At 60.0% G+C, this 22,771-nt stretch carries 23 protein-coding genes; 10 read left to right on the top strand and 13 right to left on the bottom strand.

What is annotated here, in order from left to right; translation table 11 throughout:
• Positions 1 to 250: 250 nt before the first annotated feature.
• The gene (locus tag AM571_RS04405) at positions 251 to 1,300 is read right to left on the bottom strand and encodes an aldo/keto reductase (protein WP_074060359.1); all 1,050 of its coding nucleotides are present in this window, start codon (positions 1,298 to 1,300) and stop codon (positions 251 to 253) included.
• Between the two features lie 238 nt (positions 1,301 to 1,538).
• On the opposite strand from AM571_RS04405, the gene AM571_RS04400 reads away from it, so the two are divergent.
• On the top strand, positions 1,539 to 2,243 hold the full coding sequence (locus tag AM571_RS04400; RefSeq protein ID WP_074060358.1) for an HAD family hydrolase: 705 nt from the start codon (positions 1,539 to 1,541) through the stop codon (positions 2,241 to 2,243).
• Between the two features lies 1 nt (position 2,244).
• On the opposite strand, the gene AM571_RS04395 is transcribed toward AM571_RS04400, so the two are convergent.
• Both AM571_RS04395 and AM571_RS04390 read right to left on the bottom strand, forming a co-directional pair.
• Positions 2,245 to 2,712, bottom strand: coding sequence for a PPC domain-containing protein (locus tag AM571_RS04395; protein ID WP_074060357.1), 468 nt, complete (start codon positions 2,710 to 2,712; stop codon positions 2,245 to 2,247).
• A 32-nt stretch (positions 2,713 to 2,744) separates the two neighbouring features.
• Positions 2,745 to 3,374 (bottom strand): DNA-3-methyladenine glycosylase I, encoded by a 630-nt coding sequence (locus AM571_RS04390; RefSeq protein WP_074060356.1) that lies wholly within the window; start codon positions 3,372 to 3,374, stop codon positions 2,745 to 2,747.
• Between the two features lie 210 nt (positions 3,375 to 3,584).
• Between AM571_RS04390 and AM571_RS04385 the strand changes: the two genes are divergently transcribed.
• Positions 3,585 to 4,322, top strand: coding sequence for a L,D-transpeptidase (locus AM571_RS04385; protein ID WP_074060355.1), 738 nt, complete (start codon positions 3,585 to 3,587; stop codon positions 4,320 to 4,322).
• Between the two features lie 115 nt (positions 4,323 to 4,437).
• Positions 4,438 to 5,109, top strand: coding sequence for a L,D-transpeptidase (locus tag AM571_RS04380; RefSeq protein WP_074060354.1), 672 nt, complete (start codon positions 4,438 to 4,440; stop codon positions 5,107 to 5,109).
• Between the two features lie 85 nt (positions 5,110 to 5,194).
• On the opposite strand, the gene AM571_RS04375 is transcribed toward AM571_RS04380, so the two are convergent.
• From AM571_RS04375 to AM571_RS04355, 4 genes are all read right to left on the bottom strand, one after another.
• Entirely contained in the window at positions 5,195 to 5,626 is a 432-nt protein-coding gene (locus AM571_RS04375; protein ID WP_074060353.1) for a hypothetical protein, read from the bottom strand.
• Between the two features lie 38 nt (positions 5,627 to 5,664).
• Positions 5,665 to 6,975 (bottom strand): glycolate oxidase subunit GlcF, encoded by a 1,311-nt coding sequence (gene glcF / locus AM571_RS04370; RefSeq protein WP_074060352.1) that lies wholly within the window; start codon positions 6,973 to 6,975, stop codon positions 5,665 to 5,667.
• Between the two features lie 210 nt (positions 6,976 to 7,185).
• Positions 7,186 to 8,385, bottom strand: coding sequence for a glycolate oxidase subunit GlcE (glcE, locus tag AM571_RS04360; protein ID WP_074060350.1), 1,200 nt, complete (start codon positions 8,383 to 8,385; stop codon positions 7,186 to 7,188).
• Positions 8,382 to 9,821, bottom strand: a complete 1,440-nt coding sequence (locus tag AM571_RS04355) for an FAD-linked oxidase C-terminal domain-containing protein (protein ID WP_074060349.1) — start codon at positions 9,819 to 9,821, stop codon at positions 8,382 to 8,384. The genes glcE and AM571_RS04355 overlap by 4 nt, the downstream gene beginning before the upstream one ends.
• A gap of 136 nt (positions 9,822 to 9,957) precedes the next feature.
• Between AM571_RS04355 and AM571_RS04350 the strand changes: the two genes are divergently transcribed.
• The 6 genes from AM571_RS04350 (at position 9,958) to AM571_RS04325 (ending at position 16,439) form a co-directional block, all read left to right on the top strand.
• Positions 9,958 to 10,854, top strand: a complete 897-nt coding sequence (locus AM571_RS04350; protein ID WP_074060348.1) for a LysR family transcriptional regulator — start codon at positions 9,958 to 9,960, stop codon at positions 10,852 to 10,854.
• Between the two features lie 292 nt (positions 10,855 to 11,146).
• Positions 11,147 to 11,659, top strand: a complete 513-nt coding sequence (locus tag AM571_RS04345) for an NUDIX hydrolase (protein ID WP_074060347.1) — start codon at positions 11,147 to 11,149, stop codon at positions 11,657 to 11,659.
• Positions 11,660 to 11,723: 64 nt separating this feature from the next.
• Positions 11,724 to 13,220, top strand: a complete 1,497-nt coding sequence (locus tag AM571_RS04340; protein WP_074060346.1) for an inorganic phosphate transporter — start codon at positions 11,724 to 11,726, stop codon at positions 13,218 to 13,220.
• Positions 13,221 to 13,235: 15 nt separating this feature from the next.
• Complete coding sequence (locus AM571_RS04335; RefSeq protein WP_074060345.1) at positions 13,236 to 13,973, top strand: 16S rRNA (uracil(1498)-N(3))-methyltransferase; 738 nt, start codon at positions 13,236 to 13,238, stop codon at positions 13,971 to 13,973.
• 148 nt (positions 13,974 to 14,121) lie between these two features.
• Entirely contained in the window at positions 14,122 to 15,495 is a 1,374-nt protein-coding gene (locus AM571_RS04330) for a glutamate--cysteine ligase (protein ID WP_074060344.1), read from the top strand.
• 83 nt (positions 15,496 to 15,578) lie between these two features.
• Positions 15,579 to 16,439 carry a DUF937 domain-containing protein gene (locus AM571_RS04325; protein ID WP_074060343.1) on the top strand — a complete coding sequence of 287 codons (861 nt, stop codon included), beginning with the start codon at positions 15,579 to 15,581 and terminating at the stop codon, positions 16,437 to 16,439.
• A gap of 88 nt (positions 16,440 to 16,527) precedes the next feature.
• Here AM571_RS04325 and AM571_RS04320 read toward each other — a convergent pair whose 3' ends face one another.
• Positions 16,528 to 16,827, bottom strand: coding sequence for a DUF1127 domain-containing protein (locus AM571_RS04320; RefSeq protein ID WP_074060342.1), 300 nt, complete (start codon positions 16,825 to 16,827; stop codon positions 16,528 to 16,530).
• Between the two features lie 198 nt (positions 16,828 to 17,025).
• Between AM571_RS04320 and AM571_RS04315 the strand changes: the two genes are divergently transcribed.
• Complete coding sequence (locus AM571_RS04315) at positions 17,026 to 17,982, top strand: LysR substrate-binding domain-containing protein (protein WP_022717281.1); 957 nt, start codon at positions 17,026 to 17,028, stop codon at positions 17,980 to 17,982.
• Positions 17,983 to 17,985: 3 nt separating this feature from the next.
• On the opposite strand, the gene AM571_RS04310 is transcribed toward AM571_RS04315, so the two are convergent.
• The 5 genes from AM571_RS04310 to guaB form a co-directional block, all read right to left on the bottom strand.
• On the bottom strand, positions 17,986 to 18,615 hold the full coding sequence (locus AM571_RS04310; RefSeq protein ID WP_074060341.1) for a TetR/AcrR family transcriptional regulator: 630 nt from the start codon (positions 18,613 to 18,615) through the stop codon (positions 17,986 to 17,988).
• 269 nt (positions 18,616 to 18,884) lie between these two features.
• Positions 18,885 to 19,757: a dienelactone hydrolase family protein gene (locus AM571_RS04305; protein ID WP_074060340.1), complete on the bottom strand. Its 873-nt coding sequence runs from the start codon at positions 19,755 to 19,757 to the stop codon at positions 18,885 to 18,887.
• 82 nt (positions 19,758 to 19,839) lie between these two features.
• On the bottom strand, positions 19,840 to 20,259 hold the full coding sequence (locus AM571_RS04300; RefSeq protein WP_074060339.1) for an MAPEG family protein: 420 nt from the start codon (positions 20,257 to 20,259) through the stop codon (positions 19,840 to 19,842).
• Positions 20,260 to 20,326: 67 nt separating this feature from the next.
• The gene (locus AM571_RS04295; RefSeq protein ID WP_074060338.1) at positions 20,327 to 20,887 is read right to left on the bottom strand and encodes a hypothetical protein; all 561 of its coding nucleotides are present in this window, start codon (positions 20,885 to 20,887) and stop codon (positions 20,327 to 20,329) included.
• A gap of 2 nt (positions 20,888 to 20,889) precedes the next feature.
• Positions 20,890 to 22,374, bottom strand: coding sequence for an IMP dehydrogenase (gene guaB, locus AM571_RS04290; protein WP_074060337.1), 1,485 nt, complete (start codon positions 22,372 to 22,374; stop codon positions 20,890 to 20,892).
• Between the last annotated feature and the right edge of the window lie 397 nt (positions 22,375 to 22,771).

Genomic DNA, 22,771 nt, shown 5'->3' with positions numbered 1-22,771 from the left:
AACATCTTAGCCCGCTTGAAAGCGGAGGATTTTCCGAGCGGGCGCCAAGCTTTGCCCAAAGTATCCCTTCAACGCAGAGCCGCTGCCCTTCCTCCACGATCCGGGCGCGTCCACGGTTCCCCCGGCGCGGCGCGGCAAGTCTCAGGAAGCGGAGATCGCAGACATGAATGCCTGGCTGAAAGCCCGCGGCAATGAGCGTCATCAGCAAAAACGCCGGCGCTTCCCGCACCGGCGTTTCAGTTCGCCGTTCTTAGGCGTTCGGCTCAAACGGTTCCGGCCGGCGGGCCGCACCCTGGCGCGACAGCATCCAGCCTGGATATTCCGGTGCCAACGCACTGACCCTATCGAGGTTCTCCATGTCGCCAGCATCGAGCTTCAGCCTGACGGCGGCAAGGTTTTGGTCGAGCTGATCGATGCGCTTGGCGCCGATGATGACGCTGGTCACGAATGGTTTTGCAAGGACATAAGCGAGCGCAACGGTTGCGACGTTGCTGCCGTGCTTCTCGGCAATATCGCGCATGACGGCCACACAGGCCCAGGCCTTTTCCCTGTCCACTGGCGGAAAGTCGAAATTGGCGCGGCGGCCTTCGCCGTTGCCTGGCGCGCCGGGGCCAAATTTGCCGGAGAGTAAACCGCCTGCGAGCGGCGACCAGACCATCAGGCCGATCTTCTCCTCATTCATCAGCGGCACGATTTCCCGCTCCAGATCGCGACCGGCGATGGAGTAGTAGGCCTGGACGGTTTCGAAACGGGCCAAGCCGCGGCGCTCGGAAATGCCGAGCGCCTTGGCGATCCGCCACGCCTGCCAGTTGGAAACGCCGATATAGCGCACGAGGCCACGCGAGATGAGATCGTCGAAAGCGCGCAGTGTCTCGTCGATCGGGGTGACGGGATCGGTTGCGTGGATCTGGTAGAGATCGATATGGTCCGTCTGCAACCGCTTCAGACTGGCCTCGACAGAATCCATGATGTGACCGCGCGATGCGCCGCGATCGTTCGGCTTGTCGCCCATCACGCCGTAAACCTTGGTGGCGATGACGACGTCCTTGCGCGGAACATCGAGGTTCTTCAGCGCCTGGCCGAGCAGCCTTTCTGATTCACCGGAGGAATAGACATCTGCGGTGTCGATGAAATTGACGCCGGCAGCGAGCGAGCGCTCAACGATCTGGTCTGCCGCCTTCTGGTCCACATCGGCAATGGAACCCCACATGGTGCCGCTGACCGCCTCGCCGAAAGTCATGGTGCCGAGGCAGATTTCCGAGACAAAAAGTCCCGTATTTCCGAGTTGATTGTATCGCATGGAGAAATTTCCTTGTGTCGGCCGCAAGCGGCCGCTTGCGGACTGCTGAACCGATTTTTTTGATTGTTGGCCCGCACATGTCAGGCACAGCCGGGGGCTGGCTGCAGGTGGGCGATAGTTACCTAATGCCGATCATCTGCTTTTCAACGCCAATGCACGGTGCTGCGACGAAAAAGCAAAAGCCCTTGTCTCGACGCAGCCGCTCAATAGATTGCTTCATGGATTGCAGGAGCTTGAGATGAGCACACATGCGCTGACGACTATCGGCTTCGATGCCGATGATACGCTCTGGCAGAACGAACAATATTACCGGCTGACCGAAGCGCAATTTAGGGAAATGCTCGCCGATTTCGCCGAGGGTCCGAAAATTTCGGAGCGTCTACTGGAGGCAGAGAAGCGCAATCTCAGTCACTATGGCTTCGGCATAAAGGGCTTCACGCTGTCGATGATCGAGACAGCAATCGAAATCACCGAAGGCAAGGTGCCAACGAGCGTCATTGCCCAAATTCTCGATACGGGCCGCGATCTTCTGTCCCATCCGGTCGAGACAATGCCGCATGTGCGCGAGACGCTGGAAGAGCTGTCTGGAAATTACCTGCTCGTGCTGATCACCAAGGGCGACCTGTTCGACCAGGAACGCAAGCTCGCGCAGTCCGGCCTCGGCGATTTCTTCGATGCAGTCGAGATCGTCTCGGAGAAGTCCGCGGTCACCTATCGCCGGATTTTCTCGAAGGTCGGAGATGGTCCGGAGCGGGCGATGATGGTCGGCAACTCACTGAAATCCGACATCGTGCCGGCGATTGCCGCCGGAAGCTACGGCGTCTTCGTGCCGCATGAACTGACTTGGGTTCTGGAGCACGTCGACGAACCCAAGGATGCGCCACGCTTTCGCAAGATCGCCCACCTTGGCGAGCTTGGCAGCTTGCTCGGCGAACTGTCTTGACCTATTCGCCGGTGCCGGATTTCGAGGGTGCAGGCCGAAAGAGTGAAGGGCGCTCCGGCTCTTGCGGTGTGGCGGGCTGCGGCTCGCCGACTGGCTGCGGCTCGATCAGCAGCGTATACGGGGCTCCCAGACCACGGCGTGGCGAGACCTTGGAATAATAGGGCCGCAAAAACCACGTGGTGTTATCCTTTACGATCACATCAAGCGTCGTGCCGTCCTCGTCCGTCCCGAAGAAAGCTTCGTCATCCGTCTTCGAAAGATCGAAAATCGCAAGAAACGCGAACTGGCTCTTGGTCGTGAAGCTGATCTTCACACGCTGACCGGCCCGCACTGGCAGAGTATAGACATCGCTGTTGCCGAACTTGGTCCAGCCTTTGATCTGCATTGTAACGGCCGGGAACTGCAGCTTCTCGAGCTTTTCGCCAGGGTCGAGTTGCGGCGCCTGAGCAAGTGCCGCCGTGGTAAACATCAGGACTGCCGCAACGGTTCGGACCCACACTTTCACGGGCGTACCAATGCCGCGCGCATCGCCTCCACTTCGACACGACAGAAGCAGCCTTCGATATGATCGTTGACGAGACCCATTGCCTGCATGAAGGCATAAACTGTGGTCGGACCGACAAAGGTCCAGCCGCGCTTCTTCAAATCCTTCGATATCCTTACCGATACCGGCGTCGTCGGATTGGCGGCAACATGCTGGCGGTCGACGAGGGCCGGACGTTCGTGCAGTTGCGGCTCATAGCTCCAGAAATAATGCGCGAGCGAACCGAATTCTGACCTCAAAGCAATCGCGTGCCGTGCATTGTTGATCGTCGAGACGATCTTGCCGCGATGGCGCACGATGCCGGGATCGTTCAGGCAGCGCTCGATATCCCGCTCGTCGAAGAGCGCAATCTTTTCGAAATCGAAGCCCGCAAAGGCAGCGCGGAAATTCTCGCGCTTGCGCAGGATCGTCAGCCAGGAGAGGCCAGACTGAAAACCCTCGAGGCAGATTTTCTCGAAGAGGCGGATATCGTCGGTGACCGGCCGGCCCCATTCCTCGTCGTGATAGCGCATGTAGTCGGGGAGATTTGCGTGCCAATGGCAGCGGCTCTTGCCGTCGTTGCCGGTGATGATACCCGATTCGCTCATTCTTCTTCGCCGCTCCTGCGCTCAGAATCCGGCTTTACCATTTAGAAACCTTGTTTCCAAACCGAAGAGTAACCCTGACGAAAACTTTATCGCGAAGGCCGGCTTTTACTGAATCGATCTTTACCATTCGCTGGCTGGATGATGGCAGCATTCTGTCAGGCAGAAATGCCGCCCTCATGCATTCTCGGTCATTTGTAGAGAGTCCGTCCGATGATGAAATCCGTCTTGATTGCCGCCGGCCTGATCGGCCTTCTTGTCTCGCCGGCGCTCGGCGACGATCGATATGCGAGCCGCCCGCCGGTTGTTCTCAGCCCCGATCTCACTGCGCCGTGGCTCAACCAGCTCGGTGGCGGCAGCGTTCGTCCCGTCGTCTACCAGCGCCCCGCCGTGCAGCAGCGCGGCTTCTTCCAGCGCCGGTTCTTCCGCCGGGCGCCGGCCGTGCAGCAGGTTGCGGCCGTTCGTCCCGGACTACCGGTGATCCGCCATCAGATCGAGCCGCAATATCTGCCGCAGATGGTCGATTACGAAACCAAGGAAAAGCCGGGCACGATCGTCATCGACACCAACAACCGCTTTCTCTATCTCGTGATGGCAAACGGCAAGGCCCGGCGATATGGCGTCGGCGTCGGCAAGCCGGGCTTCGAGTGGGCCGGCGCGCACAAGATTACCCGCAAGTCGGAATGGCCGGCCTGGACGCCGCCTTCCGACATGATCAGTCGCGAAGCCGCGAAGGGCCATTACCTGCCTGCGCGCATGGATGGCGGCCCAGAGAACCCGCTTGGCGCGCGCGCCATGTATCTCGGCTCGACGCTCTACCGTATCCACGGCACCAACGCGCCCTGGACGATCGGCAGCGCCGTCTCGTCCGGGTGCATCCGGCTGCGCAACGAAGACGTGGTCGACCTTTACGAACGCGTCAACGTCGGTACGCGGGTTATTGTCATCTAACGCCGGGATTCAGCCGGCCCCACACTCGAAAAGTGCAATGCAGGGGCAACCGATCTTGAATCGGGCTGAAGTTCAGGTAGCTTCAGCCCGATCTTGCTTTTGAGGGGAATCGATCATGCTGAAAGTCGCCTCCGGCCTTGTGGCCGCCGGCATTGCCTTTTCCATCGCCATAACGCCCGCCATTGCCCGACCCGCCCACGATGCCGCGCCGGTCGTTCACGTTGCGCAGTCGAAGTTCGTCAAGCCGCAGTATAAGCGCAAACTCGTGCGGCTTGTGACCGACGAGGCATCGGGGACGATCATCGTCGATACCAACAACAAGTATCTCTACTTCGTCGAGTCGAAGAACCGCGCCACCCGCTACGGCATCGGTGTCGGCCGTGATGGATTCGGCTGGTCGGGCGTCGTCAGGGTTGGCCGCAAGGCCGAGTGGCCGAGCTGGACGCCGCCGGCCGAGATGCGCATCCGCGAAGCCCGCAAGGGGCATATCATTCCCGCCTTTCAGGAGGGCGGCGAGGACAATCCGCTCGGCGCGCGCGCCATGTATCTCTACAAGGGCGGACGCGACACGATTTTCCGAATCCACGGCACCAATCAGCCCTGGACGATCGGACTCAACATGTCTTCCGGCTGCATCCGAATGATGAATAACGACGTCATCCACCTTTATTCGCGCGCGCCGGTCGGCACGAAGGTGATCGTCATCGGCCCCGGCAACAAGCAAGGCAACGTCGCTTTCCAGGACAGGGGCATCGACGTGCTGCGCACCATCTTCGGTGGTGGCTGATAACTGATATGACGGGCGGCCTTGTGCCGCCCTTTTCATATTGACATCAGGCAAGATTGTTGCGGCCTGTTCAAGCCGTGACGCCTCACTTGGATCCGCAGCTGACCTTGCCGCTGGCGGTGAACGGCTTTCCGTCGCCACTGACCATCAGCCCGTAGGTGCCCGAAAAGGTCTTCCCGCGGCCCTCGGCCAGGATGACGAGGCTGAGTGACTGGTCCTTGGCATCTTCGCTGCCATCATCGAAAATCTCGAGGCGAAGTTCACCATCATGCGACCAGCGGTTCGTGAGTTTGCTGGAATCGAATACGCGTTTCCTGAAGACCTCGGGAACCGATTCGTTCTTGACGATCAGCGCGCCACGGAAATGATTGAGTCTGTGGCCAGCCTCATCCTGAAAGCCACTTTCGATCGTGAACCGCGCGCTACTATCGTCCGTGGAGCAAAAAAACCGGCTGTCGGCGTGAGCGGCCCCTGCCGCGCCGAGCAGACCTGCAAGCGATATGATTGTACGCCGCATAGCGCCGAACTCCGTGACCGGCCGAAAACCGGCCCGACTCACGATAGCGGAAAACCTCTTAATTTTTGCGGTATATCGCCGCCATATGCCCAATCAAGCAGTTCAACCGTATGCAGTATCGGGATCGCCGTACCGGTCGCGATCTGCGTGATGCAGCCGATATTGCCGGTCGCAATCACATCCGGCTTCGTCGCCTCGAGATTCTTCACCTTGCGCACCTTCAGTGCCGCAGAGATATCCGGCTGCATGATGTTGTAGGTTCCAGCCGAACCGCAACAGAGATGGCCTTCGGCCGGATCGCGCACCGTGAAGCCGGCCGCCTTCAGAAGCTGTTTCGGCGCCATGGTGATCCTTTGGCCATGCTGCATGGAGCAGGCAGAGTGATAGGTGACCGTCAGGCCCTTCGGCGCATTGGCAGGCAGGTCGAGCGATGCCAGGAACTCCGTGATGTCCTTGGCCAATGCCGCCACGCCTGCTGCCTTTTGTGCATAGGCGGGATCAAGCCGGAGCATGTGACCGTAGTCCTTGATCGTAGTGCCGCAGCCGGAGGCGGTGATGATGATCGCGTCCAGGCCACCCTTCTCGATCTCGCGCGTCCAGACGTCGACATTTGCCCGTGCGCTTGCAAGCGCCTGCCCCTCGCGGCCCATGTGATGCACCAGCGAGCCGCAGCAGACCTCGCCGGCGGGCGCTACGACCTCGATGCCGAGGCGCGTCAAAAGCCTGATCGCCGCCTCGTTGATCGCGGGATCGAGAACCGGCTGAGCGCAACCCGTCAAAATAGCGACCCTGCCCCGCTTTTGCGCCCTCGCAGCATAAGTTCCCGGCATCGAGAAGGGCGATGGCGCCGGAATCTGTTTCGGCGCAAGTGCCAGCATCGCGGCAAAGGGCTTCAAGGCCGGCGCACGCATCAGCCCCTGGAGCGGCCTGGCGAGCTTCGCAAGCTTCAACGCCAGGCGGAAGCGGCCCGGATAGGGCAGCACCGCCGCCAGGATGGCGCGCGTGAACCGGTTCATGAAAGGACGCTTATAGGTCTTTTCGATATGGGCCCGGGCGTGATCGACCAGATGCATGTAGTCGACGCCGGAGGGACAGGTCGTCACGCATGCCAGGCAGGAGAGACAGCGGTCGATATGTGTAACCAATCTGGCATCCGCGGACCGGCCGTTTTCCAGCATGTCCTTGATGAGATAAATGCGGCCGCGCGGGCTATCGAGCTCGTTGCCGAGCGTCACATAGGTGGGACAGGTCGCGGTACAGAAACCGCAATGGACGCATTTGCGCAGAATCTTCTCGGATGCGGCGACGTGCGGATCGCTTAGCTGCTCGGCGGTGAAATTGGTCTGCATCAGGCAGCTCCCGGCATTGGGCAGAAATACCCGCCTTTGTCCTTCCCGACGTTTCGCGCACAAGGAGGATCGGATGGGACGGCCCTGCCGTCGAAGTTGGACCAGAGTGGAAAGAGCGCACGCGATGCATTGCCAGTCTCCTGCCTTCTGGGGGAGATGTCCCCTCGGAGCAGGCGGGGCTGCTGCCACAAGCGGATAACGGCCATCATATCACCCCATCTTTCCCTGATTGAGTATTCCTGCCGGATCGAACTTCTCTTTCACCCGCGCCGACAGCTGCGCGACGGCTTCGGGTTGCGGCTGGAACGCCGAAATGGCAGCGCGCGCCGGCTCGGTTGCCCGGATCAGCGTGGCGTGGCCGCCGCCCAGCGCCTTGATGAAACGGCGGATGAGCTGCGCTTCCGCATCAGCCTCCATCCGCATCCAGACCAGACCGCCTTGCCAATCGTAGAAGGCGTCGACGCCGGCTTCGAGGCGGAGGGCGGCGACGAGCTGGTGACCGATGGTCGGAGCGACGGAGATGCGCCAGACCGGGCGCATTGTTTCATCGGCATAAGGAAGCACGTCGCGTATCTCGTGCCAGAGCTGGCGGCTTTCGGGATCGGCCAATCTTGCGACCGTGCCGAAGCCCGACATCGCCGACGCCAGCTTTTCAGCACGCGCTTCAACGGAGGCAGGCAGACCTTCGATCCTCAGAGCGGTCGCCCCGCCTTCAGCAAGCTTGCCGCCCAAAAATTTAAAGGTGACGGTCAAAGGAAGGTGGGCCGCACCTGTAACCTCGACCGGCTGCGCCATCGCCGAAGCCATCGCAGCGGCTGCTTCCGCATCGTTGAGGCCTGAGATGACCATTGTCTCTTCCGTTTTCGGGCGCGGCGGCACGCGGAAGGTGACCTCCGTCAGCAAGCCGAGCGTGCCGTGCGAACCGGCCAGCAGCTTGACGAGATCGAGGCCTGTGACATTCTTCATCACCCGCCCGCCCGCCTTGACGATCTCGCCCCTGCCGTTGACGAAGCGGATGCCGAGCAGGCTGTCGCGTGCCGCCCCTGCTACGAAGCGGCGAGGACCGGAGACGTTAGCGGCAAAGACGCCGCCGATGGTCGGCTCACCGGACGTGCCCATGACCGGACGGTGGTCCATCGGCTCGAAAGCCAGCATCTGTCCATTTTCCGCGAGCGCCGCCTCGACCTCTGCAAGCGGTGTACCGGCGCGCGCGGTCATGACCATCTCGCCGGGATTATACGAGACGATGCCCGTCAGACCGGTCGAACGCAGCCGGTCCTTCGTCGCAACAGAATTTCCTAACCCCGAGCGGGTGTTGCCGCCGCATATGGCAAGCGCCCTACCGGCGGCCGCGTGTTCACGAATGATCGAGGCTGCGGCCTCTTCCGTCTTAGGTAGAAAATCGTTCATAAGGCCACGCGCCCATCAAGCGGGAAGACCTTGGACGGATTGAGCAGCCAGCCCGGATCGAAGGCGGCGCGCACGGCCATCTGCTGAGCGAGATCCACGTCGGAAAACTGATGCCGCATCAGGTCGCGCTTTTCGATGCCGACGCCGTGTTCGCCGGTGAGACAGCCCCCGGCATCGACGCAAAGCTTCAGGATGTCGTTTCCGGCGGCCTCGGCTCGCGCTGCGTCCTGCGGGTCGTTGGCATTGAAAAGGATCAACGGGTGCATGTTGCCATCGCCCGCGTGAAAGACATTTGCGACGCGCAGTCCGTAGCGATCGACGATCTCCGAGGTCTTCTTCAACACATGGGAAAGCTGGCTGAGCGGCACCGTCCCGTCCATGCAGATATAGTCGGCAATCCGCCCCGTCGCCCCGAAAGCGGATTTTCGACCTTTCCATATCTGTGCCGCCTCCGTCGCCGACTGGCTCTCGCGAATGGATGTCACGCCATGACGGCGGGCGATCTCGACGATGTTCTTCAAAATGGCGTCCATCTCCGTCTCGGAGCCTTCGACCTCGACGATCAGCAGCGCACCGGCATCGAGGGGGTATCCCGCATGGGCGAAGGCCTCGCATATCTCGATTGCCGGCTTATCCATGAACTCGATCGCCACTGGAATGATGCCCGCCGCGATGATATCGGCAACGCAGGAACCGGCTTCCTCGGAACTGTCGAAGCCGAAGAGCACCGGCCGCGCACCCTCGGGCTTCGCGATCAGGCGAACCGTCGCTTCGGTGACGATGCCGAGCTGTCCCTCATGGCCGCAAACCAGGCCCAGCAGGTCGTAACCTCCCGCATCAAGCGCCTTGCCGCCGAGCTCGATCACCGTTCCATCCGTCAGCACCATCTTCACGCCGAGCAGGTTGTTGGTCGTGACGCCGTATTTCAGGCAGTGCGCACCGCCGGAATTCATACCGATGTTGCCGCCGATCGTGCAGGCCAGCTGCGAGCTGGGATCGGGCGCGTAGAAGAAACCATCCGCGGAGACGGAATCGGAGATATTCAGGTTCGTGACGCCCGCCTGGACGACGGCTGCCCGGTTTTGATAATCGATTTCCAGAATGCGGTTCATCTTGGAAAGCCCGATCACGACCGCATCCTCCTGCGGGATGGCCCCGCCTGAGAGCGACGTGCCCGCCCCGCGCGGCACGATCGGAATGCCGTAGCGATGGCAGTATTTCATCACGGCTGCGACTTCGACGGTGGTGCATGGCAATGCGACGGCAAGTGGCACCCGGCGATAGGCAACGAAGGCATCTGTTTCGAAGGGCACGAGTTCTCGCGCCTCGTGAACGAGACATTCGGGCGGCAGCAGGTCGACGAGATCATCAACGATCTGGCGGCGGCGGGCCAGCACATCGGCGCGCGGAGCGAGAAAACTGATGGCCTCGGACATGGCGCGCTTCCTTCGGACGAATGGCGGCGAAAACCGGCGCGTCCTCCACGACAACCGGCTCTTTGGCTTAGCACTTTCCCGAAACTGGCGCAAATGCTAGGCATTTATGCCAAAAGGGAAAAAGTCTAGAACCGCTATGACAAATCTGGGTGATCTCGAGATATTTGCCAAGGTCGTTTCGACCGGCAGCATGTCGCTTGCCGGACGGCTGCTCGGCTTCTCGCCGGCCGTCGTTTCCAAGCGCATCAAACGGCTGGAAGACAGGCTTGGCACACGTCTCTTGCAACGCACGACCCGCCAGATTTCGTTGACCGAGGCCGGCCAGGGTTTCTACGATCGCGTGCTCGGCATTCTCGCCGGGCTGGAGGAAGCCGAATATTACATCTCCGGCCGCTCGGCGATGATGCACGGCACGCTAAAGATATCGGCACCCACGTCGTTCGGCCGCATGCATATCGCGCCGCATCTCAAGGCGTTCATGGATGAACACCCACAGCTTGCGATCAACCTCGTGCTGACGGATGAACTAAGCGATATCGTCGGCGGCGGCTTCGACCTGGCTATCCGCATTGCCGAACTCACCGATTCCAGCCTCGTCGCTCGAAGACTCGCGCCGGTCCGGCGCCTGCTTTGTGCCGCCCCTTCCTACCTCAACATGCATGGGACGCCCCAAGCCATCGACGACCTGAAGAACCATCGCTGTCTGCCGGCGCACAACAATGACGTATGGCGGCTTGAAGGACCGGGCGGCGCGATGAGCCTTCGGCCAGAGGGCATGCTCGTTACCAATTCCAGCGAGGTAATCCGCGAGACGGTGATCGCAGGGCTCGGCATCGCGCTGCGTTCCACCTGGGATATCGGCGATGAACTCAAGAGCGGCAACCTCGTGCAGGTGCTGCCAGACTATGAGGGTTCCCGCAATCTGGCGCTCTCGGCAGTTTACCCCAGTCGCCAGTTTTTACCGGCCAAGGTCCGCCTTTTCATCGACTATCTCGCCGACCTCTACGGTCCGGTTCCGTACTGGGAACTTTAGGCGAGGCACGAGAGTTGAGCAGCAGAAGACATAGCCGCCATATCTTGGGAGAATTCGGAGGATAAGATTTCCCGGCATTGAATGAGACGTCCGCCGGCGTCATATTGAACAGCTGTGCAAGGACGGAATCAGAACACGATCTGACGGAATTTCGAAGCGGAACGGCAACGAATTTCCTTATTCGAAGTATAGATCGTGTCCCTTACCGTCAAACGGCGCATGGACCGTGTAAGCTTTCCGTGCGAAGCTTACATTAGTGATTCCTGAGGCAGACTTAAAGGTGACCCGACAATTGACGATTCTAGCCCGACTGGCTTCTGATGTGCAGCTAATGTTCCGTCGTCCGCCGCGACTGCAATATGCTGCGCTCTGCTACCGGGTGAAGAAGAAGACCGGTGAGGTCGAGGTTCTCTTGATGACGAGCCGCGATACGGGACGCTGGGTCATCCCAAAGGGTTGGCCGATGAACGGCAAGCGCTCCTATGAGGTAGCGGCCCGTGAGGCCCTTGAGGAAGCGGGCGCGCGCGGCGCCGTCGAACACGAGCCACTCGGCTCCTATACCTATCCGAAGATGCTGAAGGACGGGTTGAAAGTAACCTGCAAGGTCCAGGTCTACGTGCTTGAGGTCACCGATGTCGTCAAGAACTTCAAGGAAAAGGGCGAACGTGTGATCGAGTGGGTATCCTGCGACGAGGCGGTCAAGCGTGTCAACGAGCCCGAGCTTCGCGATCTCTTCCTACTCTTCAAACGAAGGATGGGCGAGCGGCCTCAGGCAAGCTTGCCCAGGCAGATTCCAGCGGAATGATTCCTGCCTTCTTGCGCTGCTAGGATAATGGGGCGCCAAAGCAGGATTTGACCCAAGGAACAGCATGCCCAGCCGAACTCCCGTTCTTACCAAACGAACGCTCGACAAGGACCTCGACAAAATCACCCATGCCGAGGACGCGGCGAAGTTCGTCGCGCGCAAGCTGGTCGCGCCGGGCCTCGGCCTGATCTTTCTCGGCCTGGCGATGCTTTTTGCAGGCGTCTACGTCTTCGACCGGCAGGGCGCCGTTCTCGTCATCGCCGCTGCCGCGCTTGCTGCCTACATGGCCATGAACATTGGCGCGAACGACGTGACGAACAATGTCGGCGCTGCCGTCGGTGCGCGTGCCATGACGATGGCACAGGCACTCTTTATCGCGGCGGCCTTCGAGGTTTTTGGAGCAACGGTCGCCGGCGGAGCGGTGGTCAGAACGATCTCTTCGAGTATCATCGATACCGTACAGCTTCCCAAGGACCTGCTTGCCTGGATCATGATGGCCGCGCTGATGGCCGCAGCGCTCTGGATCAATCTTGCCACCTGGCTGAACGCGCCGGTCTCGACGACACATGCGATTGTCGGCGCGGTGATCGGAGCCGGAATTGCCGCTGTCGGACCAGACCCCGTCAACTGGCGCGTCATGGTGGAAATTACCTCAAGCTGGATGACATCGCCGCTGATCGGCGGTGTGATCGCCGCTGGTCTGCTCTACCTCGTCAAGACCTTGATCATCTACCGTGTCGACAAGATCGCGGCAGCACGGCGCTGGGTTCCGGCCCTGATTGGCCTGATGACCGGCGGTTTTGCAGCTTATATGATCTTGCAGCTTACCCCCGCCGGGCGATATTCGTCACCGACGATCCTTGCATTCGGATTGTCGACCGGCCTCGTTGCCTGGGCAGTGTCAATGCCGATCGTCGCACGGCAATCGCAAGGCCTCGAAAACCGCAACAGTTCGCTGCGCATTCTCTTCAAGTTCCCGCTGATCGGCTCTGCAGCGCTGCTTTCATTCGCACACGGCGCCAACGACGTTTCGAACGCAATCGGACCGCTTTCGGCGATCGTGCGTTCGACCTCGAGTCTTGCATCTGGCGGTGATGCGCCGCCGCTCTGGGTGATGCTGATCGGTGCCCTCGGTATATCCGTCGGACTGCTGCTGTTCGGCCCGCGGCTCATCAGCCTTGTCGGCGATCAGATCACCAAACTCAATCCGATGCGGGCCTACTGCGTCGCACTATCGACGGCCTTTACCGTCATCGTCGCGTCCTGGTTCGGACTGCCTGTCAGCACGACGCACATCGCCGTTGGCGCCGTCTTCGGCGTCGGTTTCTTTCGCGAATGGTACACGCGCAATTCCAAGCGCCGCGTCGAATATATGCGCAGCAAGGCCGAGGCCTGGGCGATCGAAGAACCGGAAGATCCCAACGTGCATGAGGCGCGCCGCCGCTATCTTGTGCGGCGCTCGCATTTCATGACCATCATCGCCGCCTGGATCATCACCGTGCCTGTGTCGGCGGCGCTTGCGGCGTTGCTCTATTTGGTTATGTTCGCCCTCTTCGTTTGATCGGGATTGTTTGAGATGCGCGCCAATTTCCGCATGCAACGGCTTTTCGTCGATTCTTCCTTGTCGCCGGGCGCCGCGGTGGAGGCAAGTTCCGACCAGTACAATTATCTCGCCAATGTGCTGCGTATGACGGAAGGCGCCGAAATCCTGGTATTCAACGGCCGAGACGGAGAGTGGAAGGCGAACCTTTCCTTCCCGACCCGCAAGCGCATCCTGCTGACGCCAACCGAGCAGACCCGGAAGCAGCCGGCCCCATCCGACCTGCACTATCTTTTTGCGCCGCTAAAGGTCGGCCGGCTGGACTACCTCGTGCAAAAGGCGGTGGAGATGGGCGCCGGCGTGCTGCAGCCGGTGATGACGCAACACGTACAGGGCAAGATCACCAATCTCGATAAACTGCGGGCCAATGCTGTCGAGGCGGCAGAGCAATGCGGCATCCTCGCCATCCCGAAAATTGCCGAGCCGGTGAAACTCTTCGATTTGCTCGACAGCTGGCCGCAAGATCGGCGGATCATTTTTTGCGACGAGGGCGATGCGGGGCAAAACCCGCTGCCACTGCTGAAGAAGATCGAAGAAAAGCAGCTTGCGCTTCTCGTCGGGCCGGAAGGCGGCTTTTCGGAGGAGGAGCGCGCGCGGCTGAGCGGCCTCGATTTCGTCACCGCCATTCCGCTCGGGCCCCGTATCCTGCGCGCCGATACGGCTGCGGTTGCGGCCATGGCGGTGATCCAGGCGGCTGTCGGCGACTGGAATTGACCTTCAAATCAGGCTCTGTTGAAACAGCCCGCTATTTTTTTGATGCATCGTTGAAAGAATTTCACTTGCAACATACGTGAGACCGGCACTAATCACCCTTCCAATTGTCCGGGCTACCGGGCGTTCCCCAGAATACAGGTTACGTTGAATGGCTCGCGATACTACCGACCAGACACCGATATCTTCGGTGCAGGAGCTGACCGATTACATTGCTGCGGGGAACAAGCCGAAAGAGCAATTCCGCATCGGCACCGAGCATGAGAAGTTCGCCTTCTTCCGTGCGGGCAACACCCCCGTTCCCTATGCCGGCACGGCCAGCATCTCGGCCCTTCTGAAGGGCCTGCAGGCAAAGAACGGCTGGGATCCGATCATGGACGGCGAAAACATCATCGGTCTTGCCGAGCAACAGGGTATGGGCGCGATCTCGATCGAACCCGGCGGCCAATTCGAGCTTTCGGGTGCTCCGCTGGAAACGATCCACGAGACCTGCAGGGAATCCAATTCGCATCTCGCCACACTGCGCGAAATCGCCGAGCCGATGGGCATTCGCTTCCTCGGCATCGGCGGCAGCCCGAAGTGGACGCTCGCCGAGACGCCGCGCATGCCGAAATCTCGCTACGACATCATGACCCGCTACATGCCGAAGGTCGGCACCAAGGGCCTCGACATGATGTACCGCACCTGCACGATCCAGGTGAACCTTGACTTCTCCTCCGAAGCCGACATGCAGAAGAAGATGCGCGTGTCGATGAAGCTTCAGTCGCTGGCAACTGCGCTCTTCGCTTCATCGCCCTTCACCGAAGGTCAGCCGAACGGCATGCTTTCCTGGCGCGGCGACATCTGGCGCGACACGGACAACCGGCGCTCCGGCCTGCTCGATTTCACCTTCCGCGACGACTTCGGCTTCCAGCACTATATGGAATGGGCGCTCGACGTGCCGATGTACTTCATCGTCCGCGACGGCCACTACCATGACTGTACCCACGTCACCTTCCGCCAGTTCATGAACGGCGCGCTGAAGGGCGAGGTCGCCGCGTGGGAGCCGACGATGGGCGATTGGACGAATCATCTTTCGACGCTCTTCCCCGACGTTCGCCTGAAGCGTTTCCTCGAGATGCGCGGAGCCGACGGCGGCCCGTGGCGCCGCATCTGTGCCCTGCCCGCCTTCTGGGTGGGCCTTCTATATGACGACGCCGCGCTCGATGCGGCCGATCAGATGACGAAGAACTGGACATTTGCCGAAGTCAGCGCGCTGCGCGATGCCGTCCCCACGGCCGGCCTGAAGGCCGAGTTCCGCGGCCAGGCCCTTTACGAAACCGCCCGCGAGGTCATCGGTATTTCGAAGGCGGGTCTGAGGTCGCGCAACCGGCTGAACAAGGAAGGCCAGGATGAGAGCATCTTCTTGTCGCCGCTCGACGAGGTGATGGCGAAAAAAGCGACGCTGGCCGAGGACCTGCTGGCGCGTTACAATGGCCGCTGGCAGCACTCCGTCGAGCCGGTCTTTGAGGAATATCAGTACTGAAGTAGTCGGCAAAAAGCCGTTTGCGCATTCCGATTTCCGTTTATAGTGACGATTCACAAGCACGAGAACGGGGGAGGAATGTCATGTTGCCACTCTTCGACATGATGATGCAGGCACAAAATGGCGCAGCGATGGAGGCCATCTCCAAGCAGTTCAACCTTGCCCAGGAACAGGCGACCAAGGCAATGGCGGCGCTAATGCCCGCCTTTTCCGCCGGGCTGAAGCGCAGCACGAGCAATCCCTATGACTTCATGGGCCTGATGCAGGCGGTGGCGTCCGGCAACTATACCAAATACTTCGAGGATATGACGAAGGCCTTCACCCCGGAGGGCATCTCGGACGGTAACAGTATTCTCGGCCAACTTTTCGGCTCCAAGGAGGTTTCGCGCGCCGTCGCAGCACAAGCCGCCCAGATGACCGGCATTGGCCAGGAGATCTACAAGCAGATGCTGCCGGTGATGGCCGATACATTGATGGGCGGGCTCTTCAAGCAAGCGACCGGACAGATGGCCTCGCCCGTCAACCCCTTCGTCAATACCCAGATGGGCGAAACGATTCAGAAATGGCTGGAAAGTACCGGTTTTGCGCCAAAGCCGAAAACGGCATCCGAGCCGAACATCTTCGACAATCCGTTCACGCAGGCGATGCAGCTGATGTTCAGCACGCCCCAGCCAGCATCCAAGAGCGCACCAGCCAATCCGTATCTCGACAATCCCTTCGTCAAGGCATTTCAGGACATGATGGGGACCCTCAATCAGCCGGCGGCGCAAAGGGCGCCAGAGCCTGCGAAGGAAGAGGCAAAGGACCAGGCGGAAAATTATCTGAAGGTGCTCAACACCATGTTCGACAGCGGGCTTGAGGTGCAGAGGGGCTACCAGAAAAGCATGGAATCAATCTTCGAGACATATCTGCCTAACAAGGGCCAGGCTTCCTCGAAGACGTGAAAAAAACCCGGAGACGGCTTGGGAAAGCCGGTCACCGGGTCAAGCGGCAGGGCTATTGGCTATCACCCTGCGGGGAAACTGGCCGCTCCTAATCGACGCAGGAGCGGAATATCGCAAGGCGCCAGCGACGGCGCGCCGAGTTCGTCAGATGTGCCGACGGATCCTCGAAGAAGGTCGACGTCAACAGGGCGGCGGTTACATCGGCCCGCGTCAGGCCGATATCCCGCAACTGATTGTCGTCGAGGTCATTCAGGCCATTGATCGCTCTGCGATTGCGGAATGCGCGAAAGAGAGCCGTCAGCGGCGCGAGGGTTCCTCCGAGACGCTGGGAAAACGTCGCGGCCTGCTTGGCACAGTCGAGTTCTACAGTCTGGTCAATCATGCGCATTGAACTCTCCTTTCTTTCGGGCGCAACAGCCCACCCCTCCCGCGAGGTCGAGCGGGAGGGAGGGCTGAAACCTAGGCAGGACAGCAGGTGTCTGTCCGTCACTTTGCTTGATTTGCATCCCGAAGATGCCAAAGACCTATTGATCAGTCCAACGAATGTTTCTAATGGTTATTATCAGCAATCGTTATAGGTGATCCCATGTCCGCGCCTCTTGATATCGACCAGTTGCAGACTTTCATCGCCATCATAGATTCCGGCAGCTTCACCAAGGCGGCCGATCGCGTCTACAAGACGCAATCGGCTGTCTCGATGCAGATGCGTCGCCTCGAGGAGCGGATCGGCAAGCAGCTCTTCATCAAGGACGGCCGCGGCAACCGCTTGACGGTCGAGGGCGAAAAACTTCTGAATTACGCTCGCCGCATCATCCGCCTCAATAACGAGGCAATCGCCGCTTTCGACGACAACCGTCTCGAAGGCATGCTGCGCATCGGCACGCCGGACGACTACGCCGACCGCTACATGCCGGAGATCATCGGTCGTTTCGCCAAGACCCATCCGAATGTGGAGCTATACATCGTGTGCGAACCTTCGGTGGATCTGGCAGAGCGTATGCACAAAGGCGAACTCGACATCGCGCTGGTGACACATAATCCGCGGGAACGCATGTCCGACGTCGTCAGGACCGAACCGCTCTGCTGGGTCGGCTCCGCCAACCACCCTATCCGTGACGACGCTCCTGTGCCGCTTGCTGTCGGACGCCGCGATTGCCAGTGGCGGCAACTTGCCTGTTCGGCGCTCGATGCCGTGGGTCGCGAGCATCAGATCCTCTTCACAAGCTGGTCATGCACGGTGGTTGCCGCTGCCGTGCTCGCCGGCATGGCGGTTTCAGTGATGCCTGAATCGGCATTGCGGACGGGCATGAAGGTTCTGAGCCAGGCTGACGGCTTTCCTGCCCTGCCGCCGGTGCAGATCGGCATCATGAAGCGCCCGGGGGTTTCAATCTCGCTGATGAATGCGATCACGGCGCATATCACCGCCTGCCTCGACAACATCACGCCTGCGGTAGTCGACGACAATCTGGAACCGGATGTGAAAACGGCCTATGCGCGGCAGTATCCGCGCCTGAAGGCCGCCAACATGGTACCGAGCTGGTAGGATTCAGGCCGCCTCGGCGAAAAGCGAAGCGCGGATGACGTGCTTCCATTCGTCCAGCATCCTTTTTGCCAGCTTTTCGTCGCTCTTGACCGCAAGGCGGATCGAGGCGCCGATCAGGTGGCTGAAAAGGTAAGTGCGCGCTTGCATATCGACTTCCGGCATCTCCGGAGCGATCCGCTTTATTGCCTCGAGGAAAATTTCGGCTACGCTATTGCTGTGCTGGATGTTGAGCTGCAGGAGATCCTGGTCGGTCTCCGTTCCCATCCAGACGCCGAGATAAGTGGCGTCGTTGCGGTACTCGTTATAGTACCAGTCGATCATCACCGAGATCAGGTCCAATGCTTCATCGAGGGACTGGACGTTGGAAAACATGACGGCCGTTTTCGCCTGCACTGCAGCCGCATGCCGGTCGAAGAGCGCTTTAACAATCGCCGCCTTCTCCGGGAAATATTGATAAACCGAGCCGATCGGCACCTTGGCTGCGGCGGCGAGCTCGGTCATGCGCATGGCGCTGACGCCCTTTTGTGCGATCAGCTCTGCGGCAGCGGTGAGGATCAAATCAAGTCTCTGGATGCTGCGTTCCTGCTTCGGCTTCCGGCGAAGGCCGATACGATCCATACCCTGCGCGCTCATATCGTTCCCATGAATTATCGTTGAGCGACGGAAAATGGCTCAAACCGGCGCATCCGAGCGATATGGCACGCAGGTATTCATGCGCCGTAAATCGAATAGCTTGCATTTTAACAGACGCCAGAAGCATATGAAAATCGGGGCGACAAGCCCCGATTTTGTCACTCAAAGCTGCGGATCAATCGTTCGGCAGCGGCCGGCTGTGCACGGACCGTATCGAGCCTTCGCCCGTGCTGTTTCCAGAGCAGCACGAAACGACCGTTGCATCATGATCAGGCCAGGTTCTTCTTCAAGAACTCTATGGTGCGGCTCCAGGCAAGATCGGCTGCCTTCTTGTCGTAGCGCGCCGCGGACGTGTCGTTGTTGAAGGCATGGTTTACGCCGTCGTATACGAAGATCTGGAAGCTCTTGCCGTTTGCCTCCAGTTCCTTTTTGTAGGCATCGATGCCGGCATTGATGCGCTCGTCGAGACCGGCATAGTGCAACATAAGCGCCGCCTTGATGTTCGCCACGCCAGCCTTGGGCTGCGCACCATAATAGGCAACGCCTGCCTTCAGCTCCGGCGATTGCGTCGCCAAATTGTTGACGACCCCGCCACCCCAGCAAAAGCCGATAGCGCCGACATTGCCATTGGCGGAAGGAAGCGTCTTCAGGTACTTGAGACTTGCTTCGGCATTCGCGACGGTTGCGGCAGGCTCAAGCTTGCCGAACATTTCCCGCGCCTGATCCTCGTTTTCAGGCGTGCCGCCAAGCGGCGACAGGAAATCCGGCGCCAGCGCCACGAAGCCTTCCAGCGCTGTGCGGCGGGCGACGTCGCGGATATGCGGATTAAGGCCGCGATTTTCGTGAATGACAATAACGCTGCCGAGCTTTCCCGATGCCTCCTTCGGTTCGACCAGATAACCCTTCATCTCGCCACTGCCGCCGGGATAAGAGACATCCTGCGCCTTCAGCCGCTCGTCGTTTGCCAGGACTATTTCCGCGCTCGCCTTGCTTGCCGCCAGCATCGGCGCGATCACGGCGGCAGCACCCGCCGATCCTGCAAGCTTCGTAAGCTTGTCCATGAAACTGCGCCGGTCCAGCGTCAGATGCGTATATTCGTCATAGGCGTTGATCATAGCCTGCGTGATTTCCGGCTTGTCCATGTAAACCTCCTCATTTCTCGCTCAGCCAAAGCCCGATGAGAGAAGATAGGTCAGCCTCCGATAACGCAGGAACAAAACTGCGTTACCCGCTGAAGGCCACCCAGCCGGCGAGCCACGCCCACATGGCACCAAGCACCACGTAGCCAGCTGCAAAGAGCGGACTGCGGAAACGCATGCGGTTGCTCGTGACATGCACGAAAGCGTGGGCATACCGCAACGCCACGAAAATCCAGGCGAGCACGAGGGCGGCGATATTGTCGGCCTCGGTGATGTAGAGCAGGATGCAGCAGACATAAAAGAGAACCGGCAGCTCGAACTGATTGGCGATGCTGTTCTTGACGAAGAGGCTTTCCGGCGGCTCGCTACGGTTTTCGCGAAAATCCGAAAGATTCACATTGCCGACTTCCACCGCTTTCCGGCGGCGGAGGCTGAGCAGCATGTAGAGGCCATAGACCAGCGCGACATGGGCAATAATGGGCCAGAAGATTTCGGTGCCGGTCATAGTGTCTCCTCTGCTCCTTCTCTCATATTTTTCAAAGCAGTAGAAGAAAATGCCGGCACTTTCCAGCCTATCGATCGTCGATATCTCCAGGCGTCAGACGGATCAGGACGAAACGAAGGATGACGATTGCCGAGACAACGAGTGCTGCAAATTTCAGCTTTGTCATCCAAGGCAACAACGCAGCGGCGGATGATGCAGCGCTGCCGCCACCGAAAGCAATCAAGCTGGAGAGATTCTCCGCATAATCGGCAAAACCGTAGATGAACGGCAGGCCGTAAATCGCCTTGATGAAAGCTGGATGCATCGGTTTGCCGAAATAGCTACCGCCCGGCTGGAGCTTCAGGACAATCGTGAAGAGAAGCATCGTCATCAGCGCAGGCAGGACGAGCTCCGGACCAAGATACATGCTTCGCAGCAGCGCACGCGCGACATCGTTTTCGCCCAGCACCTTCTGCATGGCGCTAACAGCGGGGTGATCATAGCCGGTGAAATAGGCGTCAAGCACCGTTTTTCCGGTTTCATGCCGAAACGGCAGGACGAAGCCGAAGGTCGTCCATGCCAATACTGCGAGGCAGACAATAGCAAGCAGCCCGATCATCCAAGGCGGTATCCGGCTGCCCGCAGTCACGATCAGGCGCCCACACCCGGATAGTTCGGGCTCTCGCGGGTGATCGTCACGTCATGGGCGTGGCTTTCGCGAAGGCCGGCACCGGAGATGCGCACGAAAGTGGCGCGTTCCTGGAACTCCTTGATATCCTTACCGCCGACATAACCCATTGCTGCCCTCAGGCCGCCTGTGAGCTGGTGCAGGACGCCGGAAACCGGCCCTTTATAAGGAACCTGGCCTTCGATGCCTTCCGGCACGAGCTTCAGCGTGTCGCGGACTTCCGCCTGGAAGTAGCGGTCTGCCGAGCCGCGCGCCATGGCGCCGACCGATCCCATGCCGCGATAGGCTTTGAAGGAGCGTCCCTGATAGAGATAGACTTCACCCGGGCTTTCATCGGTACCGGCGAGCAGGGAGCCGATCATGACGGCAGAAGCGCCGCAGGCCATCGCCTTGGCAAGGTCGCCCGAGAACTTGATGCCGCCGTCCGCGATGACCGGAATATCCTGAGCGCGCGCGGCTTCGACAGCCGACATGATGGCGGCGAGTTGCGGTACACCGACACCGGCGACAATGCGCGTCGTGCAGATCGAGCCCGGGCCGATGCCGACTTTGACGGCATCCGCACCGGCATCGATCAGTGCCTTCGTGCCGTCCGAGGTCGCGACGTTGCCGGCCATGATGCGAACCGAATTGGACAGCTTCTTTACGCGGGCGACAGCGTCGAGAACGCGCTGGGAATGGCCGTGGGCGGTATCGACGACGAGCAGGTCGACGCCGGCTTCGATCAGGCGCTCGGCACGCTCGAAGCCATCATCGCCGACGCTGATGGCGGCGGCAGCGCGAAGGCGGCCTTGCGCATCCTTGGAAGCGTTCGGGTTCAGCTGCGACTTTTCGATATCCTTGACGGTGATGAGGCCAACGCAGCGGCCTTCCGGATCGACGACCAGCAGCTTTTCGATGCGGTGCGAATGCAGCAGGCGCTTGGCCTCCTGTTGATCAACATTCTCCTTGACCGTAACGAGATTATCCCGCGTCATCAGCTCGTGGACCTTCTGGGCCGGATCGGACGCAAAGCGGACATCGCGATTGGTCAGGATGCCAACGAGGCGCCCCGACTTCTCAACGACTGGAATGCCGGAAATGCCGTGCGTCTTCATCAGAGACAGCGCTTCGGCAAGCGTCGCATCCGGACCAATCGTCACCGGATTTATCACCATGCCGCTTTCGAACTTCTTGACTTGCCGAACCTGCTCGGCCTGCTCGATGGGGGTCAGGTTGCGATGAATGACGCCGAGGCCGCCGGCCTGCGCCATGGCGATCGCCAATCGGCTTTCGGTGACGGTATCCATTGCGGAGGAGAGGATCGGGATGTTCAAGTCGAAATCGGTCGCAATGCGCGTTGCGATGTTCGTCTGACCGGGCATGACCTCAGAGTGACCGGGCTGCAAGAGCACGTCGTCAAAGGTGAGCGCGTCCGCTCCGGTTGCCGTTTCTATGATGCGAGCCATGGCCAATTTCCTTCAATCAAGAAAAATGCGACCCACCCGGAACGAATCGTCCGCACCGGCGGTGTGCAAGGGTTGCTTTGGAAGTTGGCGAGGGCTCGTAACACGTCTATGACAGGAAGGGAATAGTAAAATGCCAGGCGTCTGCACCGGGCGCATAATAACCGCCATGCGCCTGGATCAGATGACGAACTGGTCGATCTTCGGCACGAAACGGTAGGCCGTTCTTGAACTTGGCCGGCCGAAATGCGTGTAGCAAAAAGCCTGGCCGCTTCAATGCGAGAAAAATCATACCTTCGAACAAGGCCGCTGGCAGCGCTGCACGCCCCCCTCCCCTTCGTGCGGGATCTCTGCTTGCCCGGCCGAACATATGTCGATTTTGAACGGAAAAGTTGCCGCG

The sequence above is a fragment of the Rhizobium etli 8C-3 genome, from assembly GCF_001908375.1.
GTDB lineage: Bacteria > Pseudomonadota > Alphaproteobacteria > Rhizobiales > Rhizobiaceae > Rhizobium > Rhizobium etli_B.
This window is presented reverse-complemented; position numbering and strand designations above follow the sequence as displayed.